19 protein-coding genes are annotated in these 24433 nt (G+C 44.5%); 11 read left to right on the top strand and 8 right to left on the bottom strand.

The genetic code is table 11. The features are described 5' to 3' along the window. Positions 1 to 11: 11 nt before the first annotated feature. Positions 12 to 1310, bottom strand: coding sequence for an NAD(P)/FAD-dependent oxidoreductase (locus MSP8886_RS16510; RefSeq protein ID WP_067018436.1), 1299 nt, complete (start codon positions 1308 to 1310; stop codon positions 12 to 14). Between the two features lie 269 nt (positions 1311 to 1579). Here MSP8886_RS16510 and aguB point away from each other — a divergent pair, with 269 nt between their 5' ends. From aguB to rsgA, 3 genes are all read left to right on the top strand, one after another. Next, complete coding sequence (gene aguB, locus MSP8886_RS16515) at positions 1580 to 2467, top strand: N-carbamoylputrescine amidase (protein WP_067018438.1); 888 nt, start codon at positions 1580 to 1582, stop codon at positions 2465 to 2467. A 148-nt stretch (positions 2468 to 2615) separates the two neighbouring features. Then, on the top strand, positions 2616 to 3740 hold the full coding sequence (aguA, locus tag MSP8886_RS16520; protein ID WP_067018440.1) for an agmatine deiminase: 1125 nt from the start codon (positions 2616 to 2618) through the stop codon (positions 3738 to 3740). A 335-nt stretch (positions 3741 to 4075) separates the two neighbouring features. Next, entirely contained in the window at positions 4076 to 5050 is a 975-nt protein-coding gene (gene rsgA, locus MSP8886_RS16525) for a GTPase RsgA (RefSeq protein ID WP_067018442.1), read from the top strand. 182 nt (positions 5051 to 5232) lie between these two features. Here rsgA and MSP8886_RS16530 read toward each other — a convergent pair whose 3' ends face one another. Further along, the gene (locus MSP8886_RS16530; protein WP_067018444.1) at positions 5233 to 6570 is read right to left on the bottom strand and encodes a peptidoglycan DD-metalloendopeptidase family protein; all 1338 of its coding nucleotides are present in this window, start codon (positions 6568 to 6570) and stop codon (positions 5233 to 5235) included. 582 nt (positions 6571 to 7152) lie between these two features. On the opposite strand from MSP8886_RS16530, the gene fdhD reads away from it, so the two are divergent. After that, positions 7153 to 8004, top strand: a complete 852-nt coding sequence (fdhD, locus tag MSP8886_RS16535) for a formate dehydrogenase accessory sulfurtransferase FdhD (RefSeq protein ID WP_067018446.1) — start codon at positions 7153 to 7155, stop codon at positions 8002 to 8004. Positions 8005 to 8052: 48 nt separating this feature from the next. Here the strand turns inward: fdhD and MSP8886_RS16540 are convergent, their stop codons facing one another. After that, positions 8053 to 9507, bottom strand: a complete 1455-nt coding sequence (locus MSP8886_RS16540) for a TrkH family potassium uptake protein (protein WP_067018448.1) — start codon at positions 9505 to 9507, stop codon at positions 8053 to 8055. A 464-nt stretch (positions 9508 to 9971) separates the two neighbouring features. Next, entirely contained in the window at positions 9972 to 11312 is a 1341-nt protein-coding gene (locus tag MSP8886_RS16545) for a glutamine synthetase family protein (protein WP_067018450.1), read from the bottom strand. Positions 11313 to 11472: 160 nt separating this feature from the next. Here MSP8886_RS16545 and MSP8886_RS16550 point away from each other — a divergent pair, with 160 nt between their 5' ends. The 4 genes from MSP8886_RS16550 to MSP8886_RS16565 all read left to right on the top strand — a co-directional run bounded on the left by MSP8886_RS16550 (position 11473) and on the right by MSP8886_RS16565 (position 16821). Further along, positions 11473 to 12756: an NAD(P)/FAD-dependent oxidoreductase gene (locus MSP8886_RS16550; RefSeq protein WP_067018452.1), complete on the top strand. Its 1284-nt coding sequence runs from the start codon at positions 11473 to 11475 to the stop codon at positions 12754 to 12756. Positions 12757 to 13128: 372 nt separating this feature from the next. Further along, positions 13129 to 14271 carry an HlyD family secretion protein gene (locus MSP8886_RS16555; protein WP_067018454.1) on the top strand — a complete coding sequence of 381 codons (1143 nt, stop codon included), beginning with the start codon at positions 13129 to 13131 and terminating at the stop codon, positions 14269 to 14271. Positions 14272 to 14276: 5 nt separating this feature from the next. Then, complete coding sequence (locus MSP8886_RS16560; protein ID WP_083200998.1) at positions 14277 to 15839, top strand: MFS transporter; 1563 nt, start codon at positions 14277 to 14279, stop codon at positions 15837 to 15839. Positions 15840 to 15897: 58 nt separating this feature from the next. Beyond that, complete coding sequence (locus MSP8886_RS16565; RefSeq protein WP_067018456.1) at positions 15898 to 16821, top strand: LysR substrate-binding domain-containing protein; 924 nt, start codon at positions 15898 to 15900, stop codon at positions 16819 to 16821. Positions 16822 to 16941: 120 nt separating this feature from the next. On the opposite strand, the gene MSP8886_RS16570 is transcribed toward MSP8886_RS16565, so the two are convergent. Further along, entirely contained in the window at positions 16942 to 18405 is a 1464-nt protein-coding gene (locus MSP8886_RS16570) for a benzaldehyde dehydrogenase (RefSeq protein ID WP_067018458.1), read from the bottom strand. Between the two features lie 472 nt (positions 18406 to 18877). Here MSP8886_RS16570 and MSP8886_RS16575 point away from each other — a divergent pair, with 472 nt between their 5' ends. The 3 genes from MSP8886_RS16575 to MSP8886_RS16585 are packed head-to-tail and all read left to right on the top strand — an operon-like array spanning position 18878 to position 21754. Beyond that, positions 18878 to 19924 (top strand): TRAP transporter substrate-binding protein, encoded by a 1047-nt coding sequence (locus MSP8886_RS16575; RefSeq protein WP_067018460.1) that lies wholly within the window; start codon positions 18878 to 18880, stop codon positions 19922 to 19924. Then, on the top strand, positions 19921 to 20442 hold the full coding sequence (locus MSP8886_RS16580; RefSeq protein ID WP_083200999.1) for a TRAP transporter small permease: 522 nt from the start codon (positions 19921 to 19923) through the stop codon (positions 20440 to 20442). Before MSP8886_RS16575 ends, MSP8886_RS16580 begins: the two co-directional genes overlap by 4 nt. Next, complete coding sequence (locus MSP8886_RS16585) at positions 20435 to 21754, top strand: TRAP transporter large permease (protein ID WP_067018462.1); 1320 nt, start codon at positions 20435 to 20437, stop codon at positions 21752 to 21754. Before MSP8886_RS16580 ends, MSP8886_RS16585 begins: the two co-directional genes overlap by 8 nt. Positions 21755 to 21877: 123 nt before the next feature. Here MSP8886_RS16585 and MSP8886_RS16590 read toward each other — a convergent pair whose 3' ends face one another. From MSP8886_RS16590 to MSP8886_RS16600, 3 genes are all read right to left on the bottom strand, one after another. Next, on the bottom strand, positions 21878 to 22912 hold the full coding sequence (locus MSP8886_RS16590; protein WP_067018464.1) for a protein-glutamate methylesterase/protein-glutamine glutaminase: 1035 nt from the start codon (positions 22910 to 22912) through the stop codon (positions 21878 to 21880). An 82-nt stretch (positions 22913 to 22994) separates the two neighbouring features. Beyond that, positions 22995 to 23618, bottom strand: a complete 624-nt coding sequence (gene cheD / locus MSP8886_RS16595) for a chemoreceptor glutamine deamidase CheD (RefSeq protein WP_067018466.1) — start codon at positions 23616 to 23618, stop codon at positions 22995 to 22997. A 9-nt stretch (positions 23619 to 23627) separates the two neighbouring features. Continuing rightward, positions 23628 to 24431, bottom strand: a complete 804-nt coding sequence (locus MSP8886_RS16600) for a CheR family methyltransferase (protein WP_067018468.1) — start codon at positions 24429 to 24431, stop codon at positions 23628 to 23630. Between the last annotated feature and the right edge of the window lie 2 nt (positions 24432 to 24433).

Consider the following 24433-nt stretch of genomic DNA (forward strand, 5'->3'; position numbering starts at 1 on the left):
ACAACCCCCTTTTAAATACCTAGTTTATCTCGAAAGGCGTAATAAGCCGCTCCGACTGCAGTATAAGGAACACGCAGCATCCGGCCACCAGGGAAAGGATACTGTGGTAACCCCGCAAACACATCAAAGCGCTCTGTATCACCTTGTAGTGCGTCCGCCAACACTTTCCCCATAAGATGCGTACTGGTCACACCGTGTCCGCTATAACCTTGCGCATAGTAAAGGTTTTTACCAATACGCCCAACCTGTGGCAAACGTCTCAAGGTTAATAAAAAGTTCCCCGTCCAGGCATAATCTATTTTCACTCCCTGCAAAGCAGGAAAGGTCTTAAGCATTTTCGGCACAATTAAAGATTCTACCCTATCAGGTTCGCGCGCACCGTAGGTGGTACCACCACCATAAATCAGTCGTCCATCCCCAGATAACCGATAATAATCCAGTAAATAATTGCAGTCCTCTACACAATGGTCACTCGGTAAAATAGCCTGTTGCTGCTCAGGCGTAAGTGGTTCGGTCGCAATAACTTGAGTACCACAAGGCATGGCTTTTTTCTCAACATCAGGAAGAATACCCGTTAAATAGGCATTACCCGCCACTACCACCTGCTTGGCACTAACCACCCCTTTTGCCGTTGTCACCTGACAGACTTCACCTTCGGTCACCTTTGTCACCTCAGACGCTTCATAAATCACGCCGCCTAAAGATTCAAAGGCCTTCGCTTCGCCTAACACCAGATTAAGCGGATGCACGTGCCCTCCCCAATGGTCTAATAACCCACCCGCATAACGGCCAGTGCCGATATGCTCTTGGATGCTGCTCGCAGACAATAAAGTAAGCTGGTCATGCCCATGAGCTTCCCAAAGCGCTTTTTTCTCTTTCAGCTCGTTAAACTGCTTATTGTTACAGGCAGCAAAAATGGCCCCTTCTTTTAGATCACAATCAATCTGATAAGTGGCCACTCGCTCACGAATAATACGTTGCCCTTCAAATGCCATTGCCGCCATTTGCTCGCCAACAACATCACCATAGTGATGCTTGATAAAATCAATATCTCGACTGTAACTATTTACAAGCTGGCCGCCATTTCGACCAGACGCCCCAAAGCCAATACGGCTCCCTTCGACGACAATAACGCTAAGACCCTGCTCTGCAAGGTGCAGGGCTGTTGAGATCCCTGTGAACCCAGCGCCAACAATACAGACATCACAAGACTGTTCGCCGATCAACTCACTGCGCATAGACTTATCATTTGCCGATGCCGCATAATATGAGCTGGTATGTAACAGATTTTCTTGGTCGGACACGGTCATAGATAGCCTCACACAAAACAAATTAAAACAGTCAAAGTAGCGCTATTTGAATGTAGCCCAACGACTAAGTCTATACCCTAACTGGGGTATAGCTAGACAGTTTAATCATAGTAAATTCTACTACGTGGCGAATTCTCACTGAATTCACCACAAATCTGAGTTATCGTTATACAAGCCACTAGGCTGTCGTGTTATAAATCACTATTTAGCAACATCTAGCTATTTAAATGATATGAGTAATCATCCCTAAAACTTTTAAGAGAAGTGTTATGAGAAAAGTAACCGTTGCCGCCACTCAGATGGCGTGCTCTTGGAACATTGAAGAGAATCTAAACAAAGCTGAAGCCATAGTCAGACAAGCAGCTCAACAAGGCGCTCAAATCATTTTGCTGCAAGAGCTTTTCGAAACACCTTACTTTTGTATCGAAATCAGCGAGTCTTTTCATGCATTGGCCACAACGCTGGAAGAAAATACGGCATTCAAACGCTTTTCAGCGCTCGCCAAAGAGCTCGAAGTGGTCTTGCCATTTAGCTGGTTCGAAAAAGCAGGCAATGTGCGTTACAACACTGTTGCCATGATCGACGCTGACGGCAGCCTAATGGGGACATATCGCAAAACCCATATTCCAGACAGCGATGGTTACTTAGAAAAATACTACTTTAGTCCAGGAGATACAGGGTTTAAAGTGTGGAACACACGCTACGCTAAAATCGGTATCGGCATTTGCTGGGATCAGTGGTTTCCTGAAACAGCCCGCTGTATGGCGCTCCAAGGCGCCGAGCTTTTGTTCTTCCCAACAGCAATTGGCAGTGAACCAAGCCAGCCAGAACTAGACAGCAAGCCCCATTGGCAACAAGTGATGCAAGGCCATGCAGCGGCCAACCAAACCCCCGTTATTGCCTCTAATCGGATCGGCACGGAAACGGCGAAATACCGCGACTTGTCATTAACCTTCTTTGGTTCCTCTTTTATTGCCGACGAAACAGGGGCAAAAGTAGCTGAGGCTGACCGTACTTCGGAAGGCGTATTGGTGCATGAGTTTGACCTCGATCATCTAGCATTCCAACGACAAGCATGGGGCCTATATCGAGATCGTCGCCCTTCACTTTATCACACCATTCAAACATTAGATGGTGTCACACCCGCTAAATCCTAACGACGCTTTATAGCAATAGCCGTTAGCCCCTATTAAACACCTCATTTTGGGTGTTTAATAGGTGGGATTGAATACTGTGCTTTCGCAATACATAACTCAATGACACAATCACTAACAATAAAAACAGATCAACAGACTAGGACGAGCGATGAGCAAATTGCTGAACTCAACACCAAAACAAGATGGCTTCCGTATGCCAGGAGAACACGAACCTCAGGATCAAGTTTGGCTTGCTTGGCCTATACGCGAAGACAACTGGCGTGAGTCAGGTCAGCCCGCCCAAGAAACCTTTACCGCTATAGCCAAAGCCATCTCACAAGTCACGCCTGTTACAGTGCTTGCACCAACAGAGTATGTAATCTCCGCTCATCAAGCTTTAGGGGATGGCATTCGTGTTATTGAAATACCATACGATGACTGCTGGATGCGCGATATCGGCGCAACCTACGTAGTCAACGACGAGGGTGAACGCCGAGGTATAAGCTGGCACTTCAACGCTTGGGGTGGCGATCTAGACGGCTTATATACACCTTGGGACTTGGACGATGCCATCGCACCGCAAATGGCGGCGATTACAGGCGACGATTACTATCAAGCCCCTTTCATTCTTGAAGGTGGTTCCATCCATTGTGATGGTGAAGGGACGGTTTATACTACGGAAGAGTGTCTACTGCATCCCAGTCGCAACCCAGACTTAAGTAAACAAGATATCGAAGCCTATTTAGCCGATTATTTGAACATTGAAAAAGTTATCTGGCTTAAGAATGGTTTATTTAACGACGAAACCAACGGCCATGTCGACAATTTATTACATGTGATACACCCAGGCGTTGTCGCGCTGACCTGGTGTGAAGATGAGAACGACCCACAGTACGCCATTAGCCATGCCGCTTATGAGGTGCTAAGCCAGAGCAAAGACGCTAAAGGCCGCTCCATAGAGATTATTAAACTACCGCTACCTGGCCCACTTTATATGAGCGAGGCAGAAAGCAAAGGGTTAAAACACACATCAAGCGCAGTCATGATGCAAAGCGATGGCATGGCACGCAAAGCCGGTGAGCGCTTAGGCGGATCCTACGCCAACTTTTTAATTACCAACCAAGCGATTATCTTTCCGTTACTGGATGAAACTCACGATGCAAAAGCCAAACACATTCTAACGGAGGCTTTTCCTGATTATCAGATTATTGGGATACCTGCACGAGAGGTATTACTGGGAGGAGGCAACATTCACTGTATTACACAGCAGGTTCCACGTAGATTAACACGCTGATTTCCGGCTGTATTTTTATTTAATCTCATACAGAAGTTTGCGAGTTAACAATGAGCAAACTTCTTTTTTATTAATAAAATCATACTCATACCTAAACCATTATTGGCCATTGGAAAAACACCTTTAAAAAGCACACCAAATACTACAAAACTTTCCTAGATACCTATTTTCCCTATAACAACCCTGTGCTAATCTCACAAACGTCATAATGGCGCTTATTGCCTGAAATGATGTATTTTGATTAGCCTTTTGCACAAGAGTCACCCAATAAATTGTGTTCTTATGTACTGTGCTCCAAATTAAATTTTTGCGTTAAACGCTTAGGGTAATACCAAATGGATACCACGTTCACCTTATTGACTTTAGGCTGGCAACCTTATTTTCAACAACAGCTGTCATTGGATGACTTAGAGTCGAACCAGATTGCACGTATTTGTTCTTGTCAAACGAATCATTACGAATTGATTGGTGAGTCAGGATTGCTCCAGCTTGATCGCCATGACGATTTACCTGAAATGGTGATCGGCGATTGGGTGATTACCGACGCAAATGGAAACTTCTTACGACGCCTGGATCGCAGCTCATTTTTTGAAGACAACGCAGCCAATGTCGATACCGTTTTCATTGTCAGTCCGTTAGACCAAGATATAAACTTGCCTCTAATCAAGCGCTATTTAGAGCTCACCCATGAAGCCCAAGCGGATGCGGTCGTTGTCTTGACCAAAGTCGATGCCTGTGACGATGCCAGTGAGAAGCGTGCACTTATTGAGCGTCTTGATCCTTTGTTGATTGTCGAAACGGTGAATGCATTAGACACCGACAGCCTTTCTTGTTTGGCACCCGCCCTTAAAAAAGGCAAAACCATTGCCCTACTTGGTGGCGAAGGCGCTGGAAAGTCGGCTTTAATCAATACATTGAAGTCGGTCCAGAATGAAACGTCGAGTGCCGAAATTGGTGCTTCTAAAGCCCTACAGACCTTACCTCATGGTGCTATTCTTTTGGATACCCAAGGTTTACGTGACCTACAAACAGCACAATATAACAGCAGCAAAATCGAAAGCTACGCCGATATTCTCGCGCTGGCTGAAGAGTGCCGCTTTAGTGACTGCCACCATCAAGGCGAGCCTGGCTGCGCTATCGCAAAAGCCGTAAAAGAGAAGCGACTTGACGAGAGTCGTGTTGCGAACTTTATGCTGATGCTATCCGAAGACAACGATGATGACAGTTTCAGTAAATCTAAACCACAAGGTAAGTTTTACCGTAGCGCGCAATCTGACATTCGAGCTCGCAAACACAGTGCGGCGGAATAAGCTCTAAGCTAAGCCCCACAAATATCCCTATTATTAAAAATGGCCCAATTTCAGGGCCATTTTTTTCATTATTACTCCCCCCCCTTACCATGTTTCTATCAACTCCCTTTGCTAAACACGAACAAAAAAAACGGCACATAATGTACCGTTTTTTAAATATCACTTTTAATGGCGCTTGTAGACTAATAAGGTTGTTGATTCATCATGGCAATCCAGCGCTTAACATGCTCCTTAAACGCTTTCATTTTCGACTTTGGAATCGACTGCAAAGTAGGAATTTTTGCTTTCATTGGATCGACAGGTTTGCCATTCACGTGCAGTTCATAATGCAAATGAGGCCCTGTTGTTCGTCCAGTATTGCCCGACAACGCAATCACTTGACCACGCTTCACATGCTGCCCTCTTTTCACCAAGATCTTACTTAAGTGCAAAAAGCGAGTGCTGTAGATACCAATATTATTGATGTCTAAATATTTACCTGCGTATTTCTGATAAGCAACTCGTGTTACTACACCATCCCCTGTTGCAAACACCTTAGTTCCAGAAGGCGCACCTAAATCGGTGCCGTTATGAGGAGCTAAACGCCCTGTTATTGGGTGACGGCGATGTGGGTTAAATGGCGACGTCACGCGATAGTGAATTTTTGTCGGCCAACGTAACAGTGCGGGTGTTAGACTATTGCCATGCTCATCGTAAAAGCGACCATCAGAATATAAGAAAGCACGATAGGTATGACCTTTCACCGTAATCTGCAAGGCTTCCAACTGATCGCTGCCAACGGGCTTGCCATCAACATCACCTTTTTTCAACACCACATCAAAGGCATCACCAGCTCGAATGTCTCTTCTAAAGTCAAAACGCCCTTTGAGTAAATCTCGCACGATAACAATATTCGCGTCAGAGAGCCCCAACTTCTTAGCAGACCAGTAGAAGCTACCGTTAATGGTGCCATGCTCAGCTTCTTGAACATAATTTATTGGCTTGGTGTATTCTTTATAAGTAAAACCACCGCCATCGTGACGCACGTAAGCAATGCTCTTACTTGGATCTAAGCGACGGGATAAGCTCTGTAACTTTCCATCTTTATCCGTTGTAAAGATCAGGGTATCCCCAGGAATTAATGGATCAAGCACTAAATACTCTTCATCGGCTTCCAAAATGGCATACATATCTTGACGTGAAAAACCAAGTTTCTGAAAAATGCCATCCAGCGTTTCACCTGACTTAATAACATGCTCAACCATATGAGGTAGCGCTTTTGGTGTGGCAACTTGTTGCACAGGATCCACACTGTTGTTGTCTGAGGCTGGGGCATTGAATGTCGAAGAGGACAATTCTTTACCCGATACATCAATGGATTTTTTATTAGGCAAAGTGTAAGTATTTGGATCGGTATCTGAACTAGGCTCAACCAAAATTTGATAAACACACATCAGTAAAATGAACACACCTAGGATCACAATAAGCCAAGCTTTTGGTCCCGACGGCATCCAGCCAGAAAGGCGATTTTTAAAAGACATAAAACAAACTCATTAAAACAACAAAAGTGGTTCTAGCAAGAACCCTCACAGCTCTCGCATCAAAAGATACGAGTACTAACAATTACTTATACAATCAAGCGGGGTGAGCAATCATGCAAACATGTTGCTCTTTATTAACACGTGTAACGACCAATGAAAAAACATTTTTCAGGGACTCAACAACAATTTTCACTTTCTATACCCATATCACTGTCTATGCCTGCATTTACAGTAGTCGCTTCATTTGCTAAGAAAAACAATGGGGTGACCATTAAAATAGAGGCGAGAATACGGCATTATCACCGCTAAAGAAATCCCCGAGGCAAAAAAAGTCTAGAACAATCCCTCTATCACGACCAAAATCAAACTAATGCTTTCTGTCCCGCATTCATCCGTGAACAAAAGACACCAAACACCGATCAATACCATTATAGGAAAAACGAAGAGATCTATTAACATGATATAAAGTCACTAGGATAAATACCTTAATAGACGCAAAAGCACAGAATGATTAAGATGGTGTCTTCGTGCTATACGGCGAACAATGGGCTTACCATAAAACATTCACTTTAGGTTTAAGGCATGACACCTTTTTCTTTAACAAGCACACGACACTGTTATTTCGCCAGACGCGACGCACTACGTTATGAAGAGCAAACCCAACTTGTTGAGGAAATACCATTAGCAATCAGCATTAATCAGATCACCCATGCGGTAATGATGGTTACCCCAAACCATCTAGATGACTTTGCAATAGGCTTTGCCTTTAGTGAAGGAATCATTAACAGTAAGCAGGATGTGAGAGACATTCAGCTAGAAGAGACCACCATCGCCCACCTTGGTATCCCAGGATTAGCCCTTAACTTGGACATCAGCCCAAGGCAATTTGCCCATTTTAAACAACACAAGCACGCCCATTTAGGCGCTACAGGGTGCGGTCTATGCGGTAAAGACTCCCTAGAACAAGCTCTGCCGATACTCAAGCCTTTACCCGCAAGCCAAGCCTTACCCACTCATATTCTGAAGACACTAAGAGAAATGCTGTTTGCCCATCAGGATTTAGGCCAAAAAAGCGGTGCCATCCACGCCGCCATGTTACTCTCTCCAGAAGGCCATCCTATCATTTGTCTTGAAGATATTGGCCGACACAATGCCCTAGATAAAATCATTGGCTACGCGCTTAATCACAACATTTCGCTTCACAATCACAGTGTGGTGATGTCCAGCCGCTGTAGCACCGAGCTAATTCAAAAAGCCGTCAGAGCCACACTATCCACCCTGATTCATCTTGCCTCACCCAGCACGTTAGCGGTTTCTTTGGCACGACAGTTAGGACTCACCTTGATTCACTTACCTAAAAAAGACGAGCCAAGAATATTTGCCTCGTCTTTTCATGCAGACCATTCAGAGAAACAGAACCTATCTAAAAACTAGAAAATGCAGCACCATTATGTAAAACGACTCAGCATTACTATCGATAAGCTATTGTCTCCAGAGTACAGGGAAGAACAGCACCAATACAGTGAAGTACTCAAGACGACCCAAAATCATTGCGGCACTCATCAACCAAGTGGCTACATCGCTTAATGGCGCAAAGTTATTACCCAGCTCAGCAAAACCTGGGCCCAACACGTTCAAACAGGCTGCCGTTGCACTTAACGCAGCCATAAAACTCAGGCCGGTAAACATCAGAAGAATCGTAAAAATAATGGTAGTCAGTGCGGCTAAACACATAAATGCCATCACCGCATGGCGCACTTCACCACTGATGGTGCGGCGCTGAAATTTCATGGTAAACACACCATTGGGATGCACTAAGCGCTTAATTTCTAAGCCCACTGATTTCAACGCGATGATATTACGAATTACCTTATTACCACCTGCTGTGGATCCTGCACACCCCCCGATATAGCCCACAAAGATTAAGATCACTGCGGTGACAACGGGCCATTTGCTCAAGTCCGTCGCAGCAAACCCTGTGCTAGTAATAAACGAAATGATATGGAAAAAAGAATCCGTTAGAGACTGCCAAAAACTGTGCTCATTGCCATTGTGATAAAGATAAGTCGCCAAAATCACAGAGATAACAAAAATGATGATCAAGAAGCTGCGCATCTCTTCATCTTTCCAATAGAGCTTGATGCTATTGGCCAAGTACACACGATAGTGTAAAGCAAAGTTTGTCGCCCCAAGAACCATAAAGACATTACAAATCCATAGCATCAAGTTGCTATGAAAATAGCCCATACTGGCATCGTGGGTCGAAAAGCCGCCTGTGGAGACGGTTGAGAAACTATGACCTATCGCATCAAACACGGACATGCCAGCTAAGTAATAGCATAACGCACATAAGGCGGTAATCGTGACATAGACTAACCACAGATAATGAGTGGTATTGGCAACACGAGGTGAGAGCTTATCGTCTTTAATGGGCCCAGGCGTTTCAGCTTTTAGTAGTCGCATTCCGCCGATATTGAGCATTGGCAAAATGGCGACCACAAAAATAACTACCCCTAATCCCCCCATCCATTGTAAAAACTGACGGTACATCAAAAACGTCTTCGGCATGCTATCTAAGCCTGATAAAACCGTCGCCCCCGTCGTAGTTAAGCCACTAATGGATTCAAAGACCCCATCGGTGAAAGACACGTGAGCAATCGTAACAATGGGGATAGCCCCAAGCATACCCACAGCGACCCAAGTCAAGGTCGCAAATAACATGGCTTCACGATTCGTCACCGATGGCAGAGGGTATTTTTTAAAGCCAATCAGAATGATCAGAGAGATGCCTAATGTGATAGAGGCTGGCAAGGTAAAATTACTCGCCACGTTATCTTTAAAAAACATAAAGGACAATTCACCAAAGACTAGCTGAACCAACCCCATCCATAAACATGGCATGGTTAGCAATCTCATAACTAATAGAGGGCGAATCATAGGCGCCAATAACTCCTTTCAACAAACACGTAAAACCATACATGAAAACAGGGGGATCCCCCTGCTATAGCGTCGTGTTTCATTGAACACAAGCCAACTCTCCAGATAACATCAGCCTGTCTCTAACATGCCTTTTAGCGCGTCACGGTTATCTTTTAAATAACCAGATCGTTAGGGAAACATGAGGCGATACATTCATGGGGAAACCACGCCGATTCATGCTCCCATAGGAGAGGATTTACATTACAAGGACGGTATTTTGCCATAGAGCGAAACCATCCCCTAACGAAATAGTAAATTTTTCAACAAAGAGGACTCATCAAACTGTCATCGAATGTCAGCAGACGCACCTTGGCGAGAGTAACGCAAAAAAGCTCAGCACCACACTGAGCTTTGCAAACGATCGACATTCAGACATCGCCCGCTCTGTACTAAAGGTATAATCCCTTGACTAGCATGACGAGTTAAACATTTAGCAATAGATGCTCACGTTCCCAGGAACTAATCACCTTATTAAAGGTTTCAAATTCAGACCGTTTCACCCCGATATAAGCATCAACAAACTTTTGTCCCATGATGTCACAAATTTCCGGGCAATCTTCTAGCAAACGCAAAGCTTCTTCTAGCGTTCTTGCCAAATCCACCTCCCCCGTTTCCTGAGCCGACTTCGCATTAGAAGGCTCTGTGGGACGCAACTTCTCTTTTAACCCTAAATAACCACAGGCTAAACTGGTTGCAATGGCAAGGTATGGGTTGCAATCGGATCCTGGAAAACGGTTCTCGATGCGGTAAGCTTCTGGAGACGACACGGGAATGCGTAAGCCAGCCGTTCTGTCATCCACTCCCCATTTCATATTCACTGGCGCAGCCATTTCTGGCGCAAAACGACGATAAGAATTGACGTTTGGTGCGAAGAAGCTAATCGCATTCGGGGTGTATTTCTGCAAACCACCTAAGTAGTGATAAAAGGCTTCGCTGTATTCACCGTTATCATTAAAGATATTTTTCCCCGTTTTTATATCAATAAGACTTTGGTGGATATGCATGGCGCTGCCCGGTTCATTCTGCATTGGCTTAGCCATAAAAGTGGCGTGTATATCATGCTTAATCGCTGTTTCACGCATAGTCCGCTTAAAGACGAACACCTGATCGGCCAAATCCAATGGATCGCCATGCAAAAAGTTGATCTCCATCTGCGCTGCACCAGATTCATGGATCAAGGTATCCACATCCAAATCCTGAGCTTCGCAATAGGCATATAGAGTATCAATTACCGGATTAAACTCATTGACCGCGTCAATACTGTAAGAACGACGCGCTGTTTCGCGACGACCAGAGCGCCCCACCGCAGGCTTCAACTCATAATCTGGATCATTTTGTTTTTGCACCAAATAAAATTCCATTTCAGGCGCCACAACAGGACGTAAGCCTTCCGCTTCGAACAAAGCCAACACATGCCGTAAAATCGTCCGGCTGGATAGAGGGTGTGGGTTACCATCGGTGTCAAAGCAGTCATTGATCAATTGCGCCGTTGGTTCATCAGCCCAAGGAACAATACGCAGTGTATTGGTATCCGGCACCAGAATCATATCTTGATCACGGGCGTCAACAATATCGTAGTGATTGTAGGCCCAATCCCCTGTCACACTTTGTACCAAGACCGTTTCCGGCAGCCGCCCCTCTTGTTCAGATAAAAATTTCCGAGTCGGATAAAATTTACCTCGTGCATTCCCTGTCATATCTGGCAGAGTAGACTCTATTTCCGTAATCGAATGCGTTTTAAGAAAATCCTCTAGGATCCCCATACATCACCTTTTTTGTTTATGCTAATAAAGTTAACAATGACCTTGTTTGATATTGTCCTTTTTAAGAAAAAATATCATTAAAAAGTGATCAACGCATTGTTCTTTCTACGTTAGGATAGCTTGCTATTTTTACGAAGTGATTATTAAGGAGGCTCTGTTCATGAAAAATCAAGGCTTTGAAGCATCGTACTACGCCAACACAGCCAATCAAAGCATCCGTTTTCCTAGCTTAAAGGGCGACCATGAAACGGATGTTTGTATTATTGGTGGCGGATACACAGGCTTATCTGCTGCCTTGCATTTATCGGAAAAAGGTTACCGAGTCACTTTACTCGAAGCCCACCGCGTAGGTTCAGGAGCATCTGGACGCAATGGTGGTCAATTATGCCAAGGCCATAATATGGGCCATGCAGAGTTAAGCAAAAAAGTAGGCAAGCAACACGCCGATTTATTATGGGAGATGTCCGTCGAATCCGTCGAGCTAGTAAAGCATTTGATTCAACAGCATCAAATTGACTGTGACTTGAAAGCAGGAGTACTGCATGTCGCCGCCAAGAACTCTCATGTGGAAGACATCCAACAGGCCGTCGATTACAAGAGAAACACTCTTGGCTACCAAAAAGTTCAATACCTCACCAAGCAGGACGTTTCTGAGGCGCTTGGAACACCTCATTTTCATGGCGGTGAATTGTATGAAGATGGCGCGCATATCCACCCCTATAACTTTGCCCTTGGTCTTGCCAAAGCCGCTCATGAAAATGGTGTGCAATTATTTGAGCAGTCCGACGTTATCCACTATCAAAGTGGGGACCAGCCCCGAGTTAAGACCCCAAAAGGGACGGTAAAAGCCAATTACTTACTGTTCGCTTGTAATGGCTATCTCGACAAGCTTCATCCTCAAGCGGCAAAAAAAATCATGCCAATCAATAATTTTATTCTTGCCACTGAACCTCTTCCTGAAGCGATTTATAACAAAATTAATCCTAAAGATTACGCCATTGCGGACTCCAAGTTCGTGGTGAATTATTTTCGACTGTCAGCGGATAAAAGACTACTGTGGGGTGGCGGCGAGAACTATCGTTCGCGCTTCCCGAAGGATATTGCCAGTTTTGTCAAAAAGCACATGCTCGAAGTATATCCAGAATTGACCCACACCAAGATAGATTTTAGCTGGGGCGGTACACTGGCCATCACCTTAAATCGAATGCCCTACTTTGCCCATCAAGAGAAAAATGTGTTTATCGCCCAAGGCTATTCCGGTCATGGTGTTGCTTTAGCCACACTCGCTGGCAAGTTGATGGCCGAAGCTGTCAGCGGTACAGCGGAACGCTTTAACGTATTCTCAAATGTACCTTGTGCTAATTTTCCCGGTGGCACCCTGCTACGTTGGCCTGGGCTCGTTGCCGGTATGCTCTATTACTCACTAAGAGATCGTTTTTCATAAATTGAACGTTTTTGCGGGGGGTTACAAGACAATGTAGAGACAAATCTATCGTCATTTTATTGTAAACCCCATAAGAGGCAGCGCTTTTTTATAGGCTATAAATCGAACACATCGTATTAAAAACAACACATTCTTTATTTTTTCTTATTTCATTTTCTTATATTTAAGCAGGTTTAAAAAGCAAAAAAAGCCGATTAACCCCTGTTTAATAGCAAAAAATAAGGAATAGAGCAGAAATATCAACTATCCTATATTTAGGATATTGCATCTCAATTTTTGCCATTGATCTTCACTGACTATCTCCTTACTCTTGCCGCTCATTCCACCTTCCAAATTTAGTTGAACCTTTAGTGTTGTGAGTAAATAGAATCAATGACCGATACAGAAAAACACATCATGAACAAGAAAACGACGGTTGTAGCTTTAGTTATTACCGCAGTCATCGCTTGTATCGCCGCCTATATTTGGTGGTCAAAAATAGGACAATTTCATGAGTCAACAGAAGATGCTTACGTAGCTGGAAATGTTGTTAATGTTATGTCACAGGTCTCAGGGACAGTGACAGACATCATGGCTGAGAATACCAACTTGGTTAAACAATCCGACCTGCTTGTTAAAATAAACCCTGTTGATGCTAAGTTAGCGTTACAACAAGCACAGGCAAATCTTGCCAGTACCATTCGTGCCGTTCGCAATAGCTTTGCAGCCTTAGAAGAGCAAAGAGCCAATGTCGAACTGGCCAAAGTCGCACTGGATAAGGCTGACAATGATTACCAACGACGGATTAAACTGAGAAAAAACAATCTGATTTCGAATGAAGATTTAAGCCACTATAAGAGCACCTACATCAGCGCTAAGGCGTCTTACGATGTTGCCCAAAAAGCCTACGATGCCATCAAAACCAAGGTGGATCACACAACCGTACTTACCCACCCTGATGTCCTAAAAGCAGAATCCGCGTTAAAGAGTGCTTGGCTTGCTTTACACAGAACCACCATTGTCGCCCCAGTAAGCGGCTATGTAGCGCAACGTAGTGTGCAAGTTGGCCAACATGTTTCTGCTGGCAGTACTTTAATGTCGATCGTGCCATTAAATCATGTCTGGGTTGTGGCAAATTTTAAAGAAACACAAATAGGGAATATTCGCTCCGGACAACCTGTTACTTTAACCTCCGACGTCTACGGTTCATCAATCACTTACCATGGTACGGTACAAGGGATTGTTCCAGGCACAGGCAGCGCCTTTTCATTATTGCCAGCCTCTAATGCAACGGGCAACTGGATCAAAGTGGTGCAACGTGTTCCGGTGCGCATCGCCCTCCAATCAACAGAGCTTACCAAACACCCTCTTAGACCCGGTCTCTCCATGAATGTGACCGTCAATACACAGAATGCAGGTAAAGCGGAGTTAACCACTGTAGCAACACCTCCGACACCGTGGCGAACTGATGTCTTCGACGATGGAGATAAAGGTGCTAATACGCTCATTCAAAAGATCATTAAAGAAAACATATAACCATTATGATCCAACGCATTAGTCAACATAAATACGTTCCGGCGCCTTCGCACAATTTCTTGATGCTGGCGACCATTTTCTTACTGATGCTGCTAAACTTCCTGCAAACGGGTATGATCGCCTTCGCGGCGGCACCCTTAATGGGAGAGTTAGGCGTCTCACCGCAAGAATACAGCTTAACAACGGCAGCCTATGCCTGTGTCGCGGTCGTCACCATCTCGAAACAGCGCTGGTTAATTGAGCGAATGGGCTGGAAATACTACATTCTGGCCTCGTTATTCATCTTTTTTATCGGCTGTCTGATCTGTTTTTACGGTAATAATTTCACGGTCTTTTTGATCGGTCACGTGGTGATGGGATTTGGCGGCGCGGCTTTTATGGCGGGCGCTCGGGTCATTGTTACCTTGTTTCCCCCAAGCCCCCTTCGACTCACGGGCATCAAAACCTATGCTTACGGTCTAACCATCAGCTCGGCTCTGGCACCGTTTTTAGTGGCAAGATTATTTTTGGATGCTTCTTGGCAATATCTGTTTGCCATTTTAATGGTCTTTACTGTTCTTGCCGCCATCACGTCGGCGTTTTGTCTACCGGGTATCCCAACCAAGAAAGAACTGCGTTCCCAATCCCACCCCTATCTCGTCATGGCATTAACAGCAGGCTCCTTTTTAGTTCTTTATGCTTTGCGTTATGGCAGCTATGAGTTCTACAGCAACAGCATCTTAGTCAGCGTTATTTTATTGCTCGGACTAACCAGTATTTATTACTTTATTCGCAGCACTATTCGTCATCATCACGCCAGACCTCTGTTGTCGATAAAACAACTTTTCGAAAGCAAAATTTACCGCTCTGGCGTGCTGGTCTTTTTTACCTGCTATTTGATCATGGGGTCGAATAACTACCTACTGCCACAGATATTGCAAAAGGGGTTAGGATTTAGCTGGAGTACAGTAGGAAGCTGGTATGCCTTGGGATTAGTGTCTGCCATCCTTGGAGTATGGATTCACATGAAAGTATTTCCTAAAAGGCCCAATGGGAAAAAATTCTTCATGTTTGGCTTTGTTTGTTTAGGCTGCTATGGCTATATCATGTCGCACCTGACACCAAGCTCAAACATGCAAACGCAGATTTTGCCTGCTATTGCTTTCTTTGGTTTCTTTACCGTGTTTATACAAGGTACCGCCGCAGCAAAATCTTTTAAGGAGCTTGAACACGATGAAACCGCCTTTTCCCACGCTCAGCAGCTCAAAAATATGATTTCTCAGATCGGTATGTCGATGGGAACCGCATTGGCCAGTATTGGCTTGCAGTGGCGCACTACCATACACTACAACGCACTTAACGAGCATGTGGCAGCCAACAACCCCATTTATCAAAGTGCCCTGCATCAGATAGCGAATGCCTATGGGCAAGTCAACCAACTTGTCGCCAACAAAATGGCTTTTGCCTGGATAGCTCAACATGTAAAGCAAAATGCCGTGTTATTGGCAGGTATCGATTATTACTCTCTGTTATTTATTGTTGCTATTATCGGCTTTATTATCATGACGTTTCAGAGCCGACTTAACTAGTAATGAATCACTTTGACTTTCAAACACCGCCTTAGCAGACCGGAGCAACTAAATACCAATGGATTTCAATGATCTCTACTATTTTTATCTGACAGCCGACAATGGCGGTTATACAGCTGCAGAAAGGGCATCAGGTATTACTAAATCCCTACTCAGCCGGCGCGTGGCTAAGCTCGAAGAAAAAGTTGGAGTGCAATTAATTCAACGTAATAGTCGGCAATTTTCACTCACCGAAGCAGGCAGACAACTATACGAGGGGACCATTAGTATGGTCGCGGAAGGACAGTCTGCTTATGACTCGGTCGCCCTATTACAATCGGTTCCTTCTGGATTGGTTCGGGTTAGTTGCCCAACGGTTTTAGCACAGCATCATATTTCATTATTACTACCCGACTTTATGCGACAATATCCAAAGATTACTGTCTCTCTTGATGCCACAGACAGGGACGTACAAGTCATCGAGGAAAGAGTCGACATTGCTTTGCGTTCCAGAAAGTCCTTAGATTGCGAGCCTGGATTAGTTGCCAAACCATTAGCAAGCAGCAAAATGATTCTTGTCGCCAGCCCAGACTTTATTAGCGCGCACGGTAATCCAACTCACCCAGATCAGCTATCCCATATGCCGACCTTGAGCGAACAGCTCAATAAACAAGAAAGCCAGGAACATAAATGGGAGTTATTTGGCCCAGATGGCGCCCCCTGCATCATCAAACATCACCCTCGACTGTTTTGTTTAAATCGCTGGATTCAACTGGAAAGTGCTGTACAAGGGATCGGCGTTGCCCTTATTCCTGCACCGGTTGCATCCCCCAGTATTGAAACAGGGCAGTTGATTCAACTACTGCCAGAATGGACTTCCAAAGCCCATACGGTTCACGCCGTTTTTTCTAAGCGTAAGGGGATGAACCCAGCAACGCGAGCCTTTCTTGATTATCTGATTCTCCATATTCCTGAGGTACTCAAGGAACCCCCTTTCAGATAAAAAACAAATAAAAAAAGCAAACAGTATCCACTGCTTGCTTTTTATTTATCCAACAGGATAGGCTATCAATTCACAAGAACAAACCCATCTGGCGTACTTGGTTGCCAAAGCGACTTCTAATTAGAAAGGGTACGCCGTAGCTTGTTCTTTCACTGTCATCCATTGCCAATGGGTGTATGTATCCCAATCTGATGGACCACCAACAGCGTTACCATTGCCTGAATTACCACATCCACCAAATGGGTTGATGCACTCATCGTTTACCGTCTGGTCATTAATGTGCAACAAGCCAACATGCAATTGACTGGCAATCTTTTGGGCTCGACTGACATTGGCACTGATCACCGCACCAGACAAACCGTACTCAGTATTATTGGCCATCTCAATGGCTTCTTCATCAGTGCTGAAGGAGACAATATTGGCTACAGGGCCAAAGATTTCTTCTTCAAAAGAACGCATGCCCGGTTTCACACCAGACAGGACTGTCGGCGAGTAGAACAATCCCTCATAAGTACCACCCACTTCAAGCGTTGCACCGGCTGCAACAGTATCTTTTATAATACTGTCCACTTTCTGTAATTGCGTTTCATTAATTAGTGGCCCAAGCGCAACCTGTTTAGTGGTAGGATTTCCTACTGGCAAGTGCTGTGCCTTTTCAACAATCTTCGCCGTCAATGCTTTCGCGACACTCTCTTGTACTAAAATTCGACCTGATGCCATACAAATCTGGCCTTGGTGGAAATAAGCGCCCCACGCAATGTTGCTGGCAGCCACATCTAAATCCGCATCTTCCAAAATAATTAGCGAGCTCTTACCCCCTAATTCTAAAGACACTTTTTTCAGGTTTCGCCCACAGGCTTCGCCCACTTTACGGCCCGCTGCCGTGGAGCCAGTAAACGCCACCATACCAATTTCTGGTGCACTGCAAACCGCCTCGCCCGCTTCTACGGCACCAGGTAGCACCTGGTATAAACCTTTGGGTAAACCCGCCGCTTCGAATGCCAATGCCAACATAAAACCACCAGTAACGGGCGTTTGTGGATCAGGTTTCGTGACAATCGCATTGCCCGTTGCAAGAGCTGGTGCGATAGAACGAATCGACAAAATAAGCGGAAAATTAAAGGGAGAAATAACCCCAATAACACCATGAGGTATGCGTTTTGCTACAGAAGTACGACCCGCTGTAGTGGGAAGGGTTAAACCATTTGGTTCTAGCGCCATGTGTGCGGCTAAGCGCAGAATGGTTGCAGCTTCACGAACTTCATGCTGACCTTTTTGAAAAATCCCACCTGTTTCACGGGCGATATACATGGCAAATTCTTCAGCATGCTCATCAAAATAATCCGCCGCACGATAAAATATGGCGGATCTTTCTCTTGGTGGCATGCTCAGCCATGTTTTTTGAGCCGCCGCCGCTTCCTTGGAAGCGTGATAAATATCGTCAGCAGTGGCTAGCACGATGCTGGAAAGAGAGTCACCCGTAGCGGGTTCAATGACTGGAACACAGTTACCGGAGGCCTCGACCCAATCACCATTAAAAAAAGCATTATTCCAAGGTTTTGACAGTAAAACATCGGTACTCATAATCTTACCTTCTTTCAATTTATTATTGTTATCTACCCAGTATTCATACAACTGAGCATGGATAGTCGTTTTTCCCTCAGCGCTGTCCTAGCATTACATAGTTTTATGTATAAACAGTTTTAGAATCAACCTTTTTTATAGCAAAGTACAATATAAATTATCTATTACTATAATGTACTTATCACCACACAGTGACTACAACTAAGTAGTCACTGTGCCATCAAAGTTAAGCCGTTACTGTTAACCATCCCCCAAGAAAGCATAAAAAATAAGACGTAAATCCATAACAAAAGAAAGGAAAGAGAAAAAAAATAGGAAATATTGTTGTAAGACAAAACAGTTTATGACATAAGTATGAGTGAAGGTATGAATAAGTCGTCTAAGTATCAGGCCTTATTCATACCTTCCCTAGGCAAAGGAAGCCCCTTTTGTCCAATCACATTCACCGACAAAAAAAATAAAGGTGTCGATTATGCGAATAAAATCTCTATTAATGGCCGCTGCTCTGATGCTTACAGTCTCCTTCGCGCAAGCGGCTGAGCCTGAGTTTACGTTTAAACTTCATCATATGTTGCCCCCCTCTTCAACGGCCCACACCAAAGTATTAGAACCTTGGGCGAAAAAGGTAATGAAGGAGTCTAATGGACGAATCAAAATCGTCATTTATCCTGCGATGCAGCTGGGTGGTAAACCCGCTTCTTTATATGATCAGGTACGTAAGGGCCGCGTTGACTTTGCTTGGACCGTCGCTGGCTATACACCTGGCCGCTTTCCTAAGATGACGGTATTCGAACTTCCCTTCATGGTTGGCTCAGCCAAATCCACCAGCATGGCACTGCAAGAATATTATGAAAAAGAAATGACAGATGAAATGCGCGATGTTCATGTCCTTGCCTTACACACCCATGCGCCAGGGTCTTTGCATGTTCGTGATAAAGAAGTCAGAACCCTAGAAGATATGAAAGGCTTAAAAGTCCGTGTACCAAACCGTATCATGGGCGATGCGTTTTCCCTGTTAGATGTAAACAGTATTTTTATGCCGGTGACGCAAATGGCCAGTGCTTTATCTAAAGGCGTTGTCGATGTTGCCGTACTGCCTTTTGAAGTAACCGCTCCTCTTAAAATTGACGAGTTAGCAACACACAACGTTGAAATTTCTGGTAAACGTGGCTTGTATTCCAACACCTTCGTGTTTGCCATGAATAAAAAGGCTTATAACTCCCTTCCAAAAGATCTACAAAAAGTCATCGATAATAACTCAGGTATTCCCCTAGCCGGTTTTATCGGCGACGAGTTTGATAAAAACGAAAAGGTCGGCCGTGATGCCGCTGTGGCCGCTGGAAATGAGTTTTATACCTTGCCAGCAGAAGAGGTCGCCCGTTGGAGAGCGAAAATGCAGCCTGTGACCGATAAATGGATTAAAACCATGAATAAATCCACCAATGGCCGTGGTCAAGCGCTTTACAACGAAGCAGAGAACTTACTGTCGAAATATGAAAAGCAAAATGGTGAGTCATGAGTGATACCCCCATTCTTTCTCAGTCGGAATACCTAGGAGCCAATCCTGTGCTGACTTGGGTATCACGATATCTCGCGATTCTTGGTGGACTCATTATGATGGCGCTCGCCATCATGGTGGTCGCCAGTATTTTAGGACGTCTTTTTTTTCAAACGTCTGTCACCGGAGACTATGAATTAGTGGAAATGGGGTTGGGAATCAGCATTTTCTGTTTTCTCCCCTATTGTCACTTAAAAAAAGGCCATGTAGTGGTAGACATTTTTACCGCATCAGCAAGCCCTCGCACACTTTTGTGGCTTGCCATATTGAGTGACTGTTTAATGTGCTTTGTGGCTGCGGTATTAACCTGGCGGTTAGCTCTGGGTGGTCTGGATGCCTACGACTACTTTGACTACACCATGATCTTGCAACTACCAAACTGGATAGTGTACGCCGTTGGCTGTGGTTCTTTTGGTCTATTAACTCTGAATTGTCTAGACAGCTTACTGACCTCTCTAAAAGGATTGAAACATGGGTAATGTGGAACTGGCCTTATTAATGATGGCATTCTTGCTTATATTGATGGCCATTCGTATTCCAATTGCACTGGCAATGCTCATCAGCGGTGGTACCGGCTATATCATATTAGCTGGAACACCGGCACTATTAAGCTATTTAAGTACCGCACCAGTGGCAAAATTTTCGACCTATGACCTTTCTGTGGTGCCTCTGTTTTTATTAATGGGAGAGATCACCACACGCTCAGGCATCACTAGTGAGCTTTTTCGTACCTGTAATAAGTGGGTCGGCCATTTAAAGGGAGGGCTGGCCATGGCTTCCATTGCCGGTTGTGCCGCCTTTGGTGCTATTTGCGGTTCGTCTTTGGCAACCGCCTCCACCATGGGAAAAGTCGCCTTACCGGAAATGAAAAAGCACAAATACGCTAGCGGATTGGCAGCAGGAACCCTTGCAGCCGGTGGGACATTAGGTATCTTGATTCCACCCTCCATGGTGTTAATCATTTTTGCCGTGCTGACAGAACAAAATATCTCGAAGCTGTTTATTGCTGCCTTCTTGCCTGGCTTTTTAGCGGCATTTGGTTACATGTTAGCCATTGCTATTTATGTTCGCATCTTTCCAAAAGCGGGCCCCCGTGGTGAAAAGACAAGCTTAAAAGAAAAAATTACCTCGCTAAAAGATGTCTGGCACATAACGGTTATTTTCCTAATCGTCTTAGGGGGGATCTACCTAGGCTTCTTCACACCAACTGAAGCGGCAGCAGTGGGGGTCATTCTGACCTGCTTATTAGCCCTTCTGAATGGCTCATTAAGCTTTAATGTATTGATCGACTGTATCACCAGAACGGCGGTGTCATCGGCTATGATTTTCTTCATCGTCTTTGGTGCCGATTTATTTAGTGTCTTCATTGCCCTCACGCAGGTTCCCAGTCTTGGTGTTCAATACATAGAAAGCGCTGGGTTCAGTCCTTATTTAGTATTAACGTTAATGCTGCTTACCTACCTAGTACTTGGCTGCTTTATGGACAGCTTAGCTATGATACTGCTGACAATCCCGATCTATTTCCCTGTTATCATGGCAATGGATTTTGGCTTCCCTCCGACAGATGTGGGTATTTGGTTTGGCATCCTAGCCCTGATTGTTGTGGAAGTGGGATTAATCACACCACCGGTGGGTATGAATGTGTTTATTATTAACTCATTTGACAGTTCATTGTCTCTAAAGGAAAGCTTTAGAGGTGTCATTCCCTTCTTACTATCTGACCTAGCACGAGTGGTGTTATTAATTGCCTTTCCTTCTATCACCTTGGTGTTGGTTCATGCTTTAACCTAGCGTTTTCCTAAAAATGCTTCAGCAAAAAAACAAAAGCCGCTATCAACTGAATTGACAGCGGCTTTTCAATATCTCTGTATCATGGCTAATACATCACTTGTTAATGATCAACAAATGAATGTCTTACAACAAGCTCACCAGATGATTTCCCATCTTAGAAAGAGCTTGTATGGAGCACGTCGCACCAATATTAATCGCTTCTCTTGGCATACCAAAGACAACACAAGACGCTTCATCCTGAGCAACGGTATATCCTCCTTTTTCTTTAATTCGCTTCAAACCTTGCGCCCCATCTTTACCCATCCCCGTCAATAAAACAGCAATGGCGGTTTTGCCAATCAATTCAGCCACTGAATCAAACATCACATCAACAGATGGACGGTGTCCACAGACTTTTTCTCCTAAAGCAAGATCAGTATAAATCAGGTTTCCTTTACGGCGTAACGTCAAATGGTACCCTCCTGGAGCAATATAGGCCGTGCCAGGCTTTACGACTTCTCCCCCCTGAGACTCCGCGACTTGAAAACCTGTTTGTCGATTCAAACGCTCAGCATAGGTTCTTGTAAAACCAGGAGGCATATGTTGTGAGATGACCACCCCAAACTGTTCCGCAGGTAACTGCTGCAATAAATCACGAATGGCTTCGGTGCCTCCTGTAGACGCCCCTATCGCCAATATTCTATTGGCGGCATTTTGCTTCGCAACGACTTTAGAAGTGGGAGTAGATGTCTTCGCCCGAGCTCTGACATTCGCCCCAGCCGCCAAGCGTACTTTGCTAATCATTCTTTTCGCATATTTGTCTAACGAGGATCCATCGTGGACTTTGGGCTTAGCCATATAATCGACTGCACCATACTCTAGGGCAGTTAAGGTGGCCGCAGCATGCTCCTCAGTCAAGGTCGATACCATCACGACAGGGATGGGGTTCGCCTTCATTAAAACCTGAAGAAAGCGCAAGCCATTAACCTCCGGCATCTCAATATCCAGTGTAATCACATCAGGAGACAATTTTTTAACCTGTTCTTTGGCCTCGTAGGCATCTTTGGCAATACCAACCACCTTAAGATGAGAATCTGACGATAAAATTCGCGTCAAAAGACTCCGCATCAATTCTGAGTCATCAACAATTAACACCCTCACTTGTGACCGCTCACTCATATACAACTCGCTTTTTAATGGATACAAAAATGATTGTGATAGCATCAAACCTTAGCAAATTGGTATATACACAGATTTAAAGTTAGAAGAAATCAATATCACCACCCGAACTGTTTTCAATTTCCTCCTTGGCTTTCCCTTGATAGCGTTTCTCTTGAGCCACCACGTCAGACTGGTGAATATCAGCAAGCTGTTTCACAAATGCTTTGCCACTTTGAGGGAAAAAATTGACTTTTCGAGGGGTAATATCTAATACACTTGACGAGCATACAGGGATATTTTCCTGCTTCAAATACATCATAATAAAGGCCACATTACGCTCGCCAACACTGGAAGCAGTAGACAGGCTTTTTATCACGTTGGCGCCACCAAATACCTTGGCTTTGATCCGCTCTCGCCTCGCCCCTAGTTTCATCAAATGGTTCACCAACAGCTCCATGGCGTACATACCATAACGGCCTGAGGAGGAGGACATACTGTTATCTCCATCTTCACCAGGTAATAAAAAGTGGTTCAACCCCCCGACTTTTGCCTCCTCATCAAACAAACATGCCGCCACACAAGAACCAAGCAAAGTGGTAATCATAATGTCGTCTTTTGACGCATAATATTCACCGGGTAATACCTTAACACCAGCGGCCTTAAACTTATTGTCATAGTACTTATGAGTCGCCAGGTGCTCTAAACTTTTCGAGTAAGAATACATATAAACACCCTACTTTTTCATGTATACAGTTTTACCAATGGGTTGTAAATACTCCGACATCCCTGAAAAATGTTCCGAGTGGCCAGCCACATACAAGCCACCTGGACGTAGTTTTTCTACCAGTTTTCGCAAAATTTCTAGCTGAGTTTCTCTATCAAAATAAATCATCACATTACGACAAAAGACCACATCCTGTAGATCATTGATTGGTAACATCTCATCCATAAGATTGATGCGCTTGAATTCGATCATTTTTTTAAGTTCAGGGATGACTTTAGCAAAACCGGTATTTGGTCCAGTCCCCTTACGAAAAAAGCGTTTCTTATCCGCCAGTACGTCCACTTGCTGTAAGGCATAAATACCATTTTGCGCTTTCGCCAGAACATTGCTGTCTATATCTGACGCAATGATTTTACAGGCATCAAACGACTCAAATGCTTTCACTAATGTCATAGCAATGGAGTAGGGTTCCTCCCCTGTACTGGAAGCCGAGCACCATACCCGCTGAACTTTTTCTCCACTCTTAACAAACTCTGTTAATATTTCAAAATGGTGTGGCTCACGATAAAAAGAGGTTAAATTTGTGGTTAATGAATTAATAAAATGCTGCGTTTCCTCTTCATTTTCCATCAAAAAAGCCAGATACTCCTTCACTGACTTAAAACCAAAACTCCTCAACCTTGGCGCTAAACGGCTGTAGACTAATGAGTCTTTACTATCCGCCAGTTTAATGCCAGCCGCCTGACGAATAAGTTCACGAACAACATTAAAATCGGCAGGCGTGTAGTCAAAATCTCTAAGTGGATCACTCATAG

This window comes from Marinomonas spartinae (genome assembly GCF_900089775.1).
Lineage (GTDB): Bacteria > Pseudomonadota > Gammaproteobacteria > Pseudomonadales > Marinomonadaceae > Marinomonas > Marinomonas spartinae.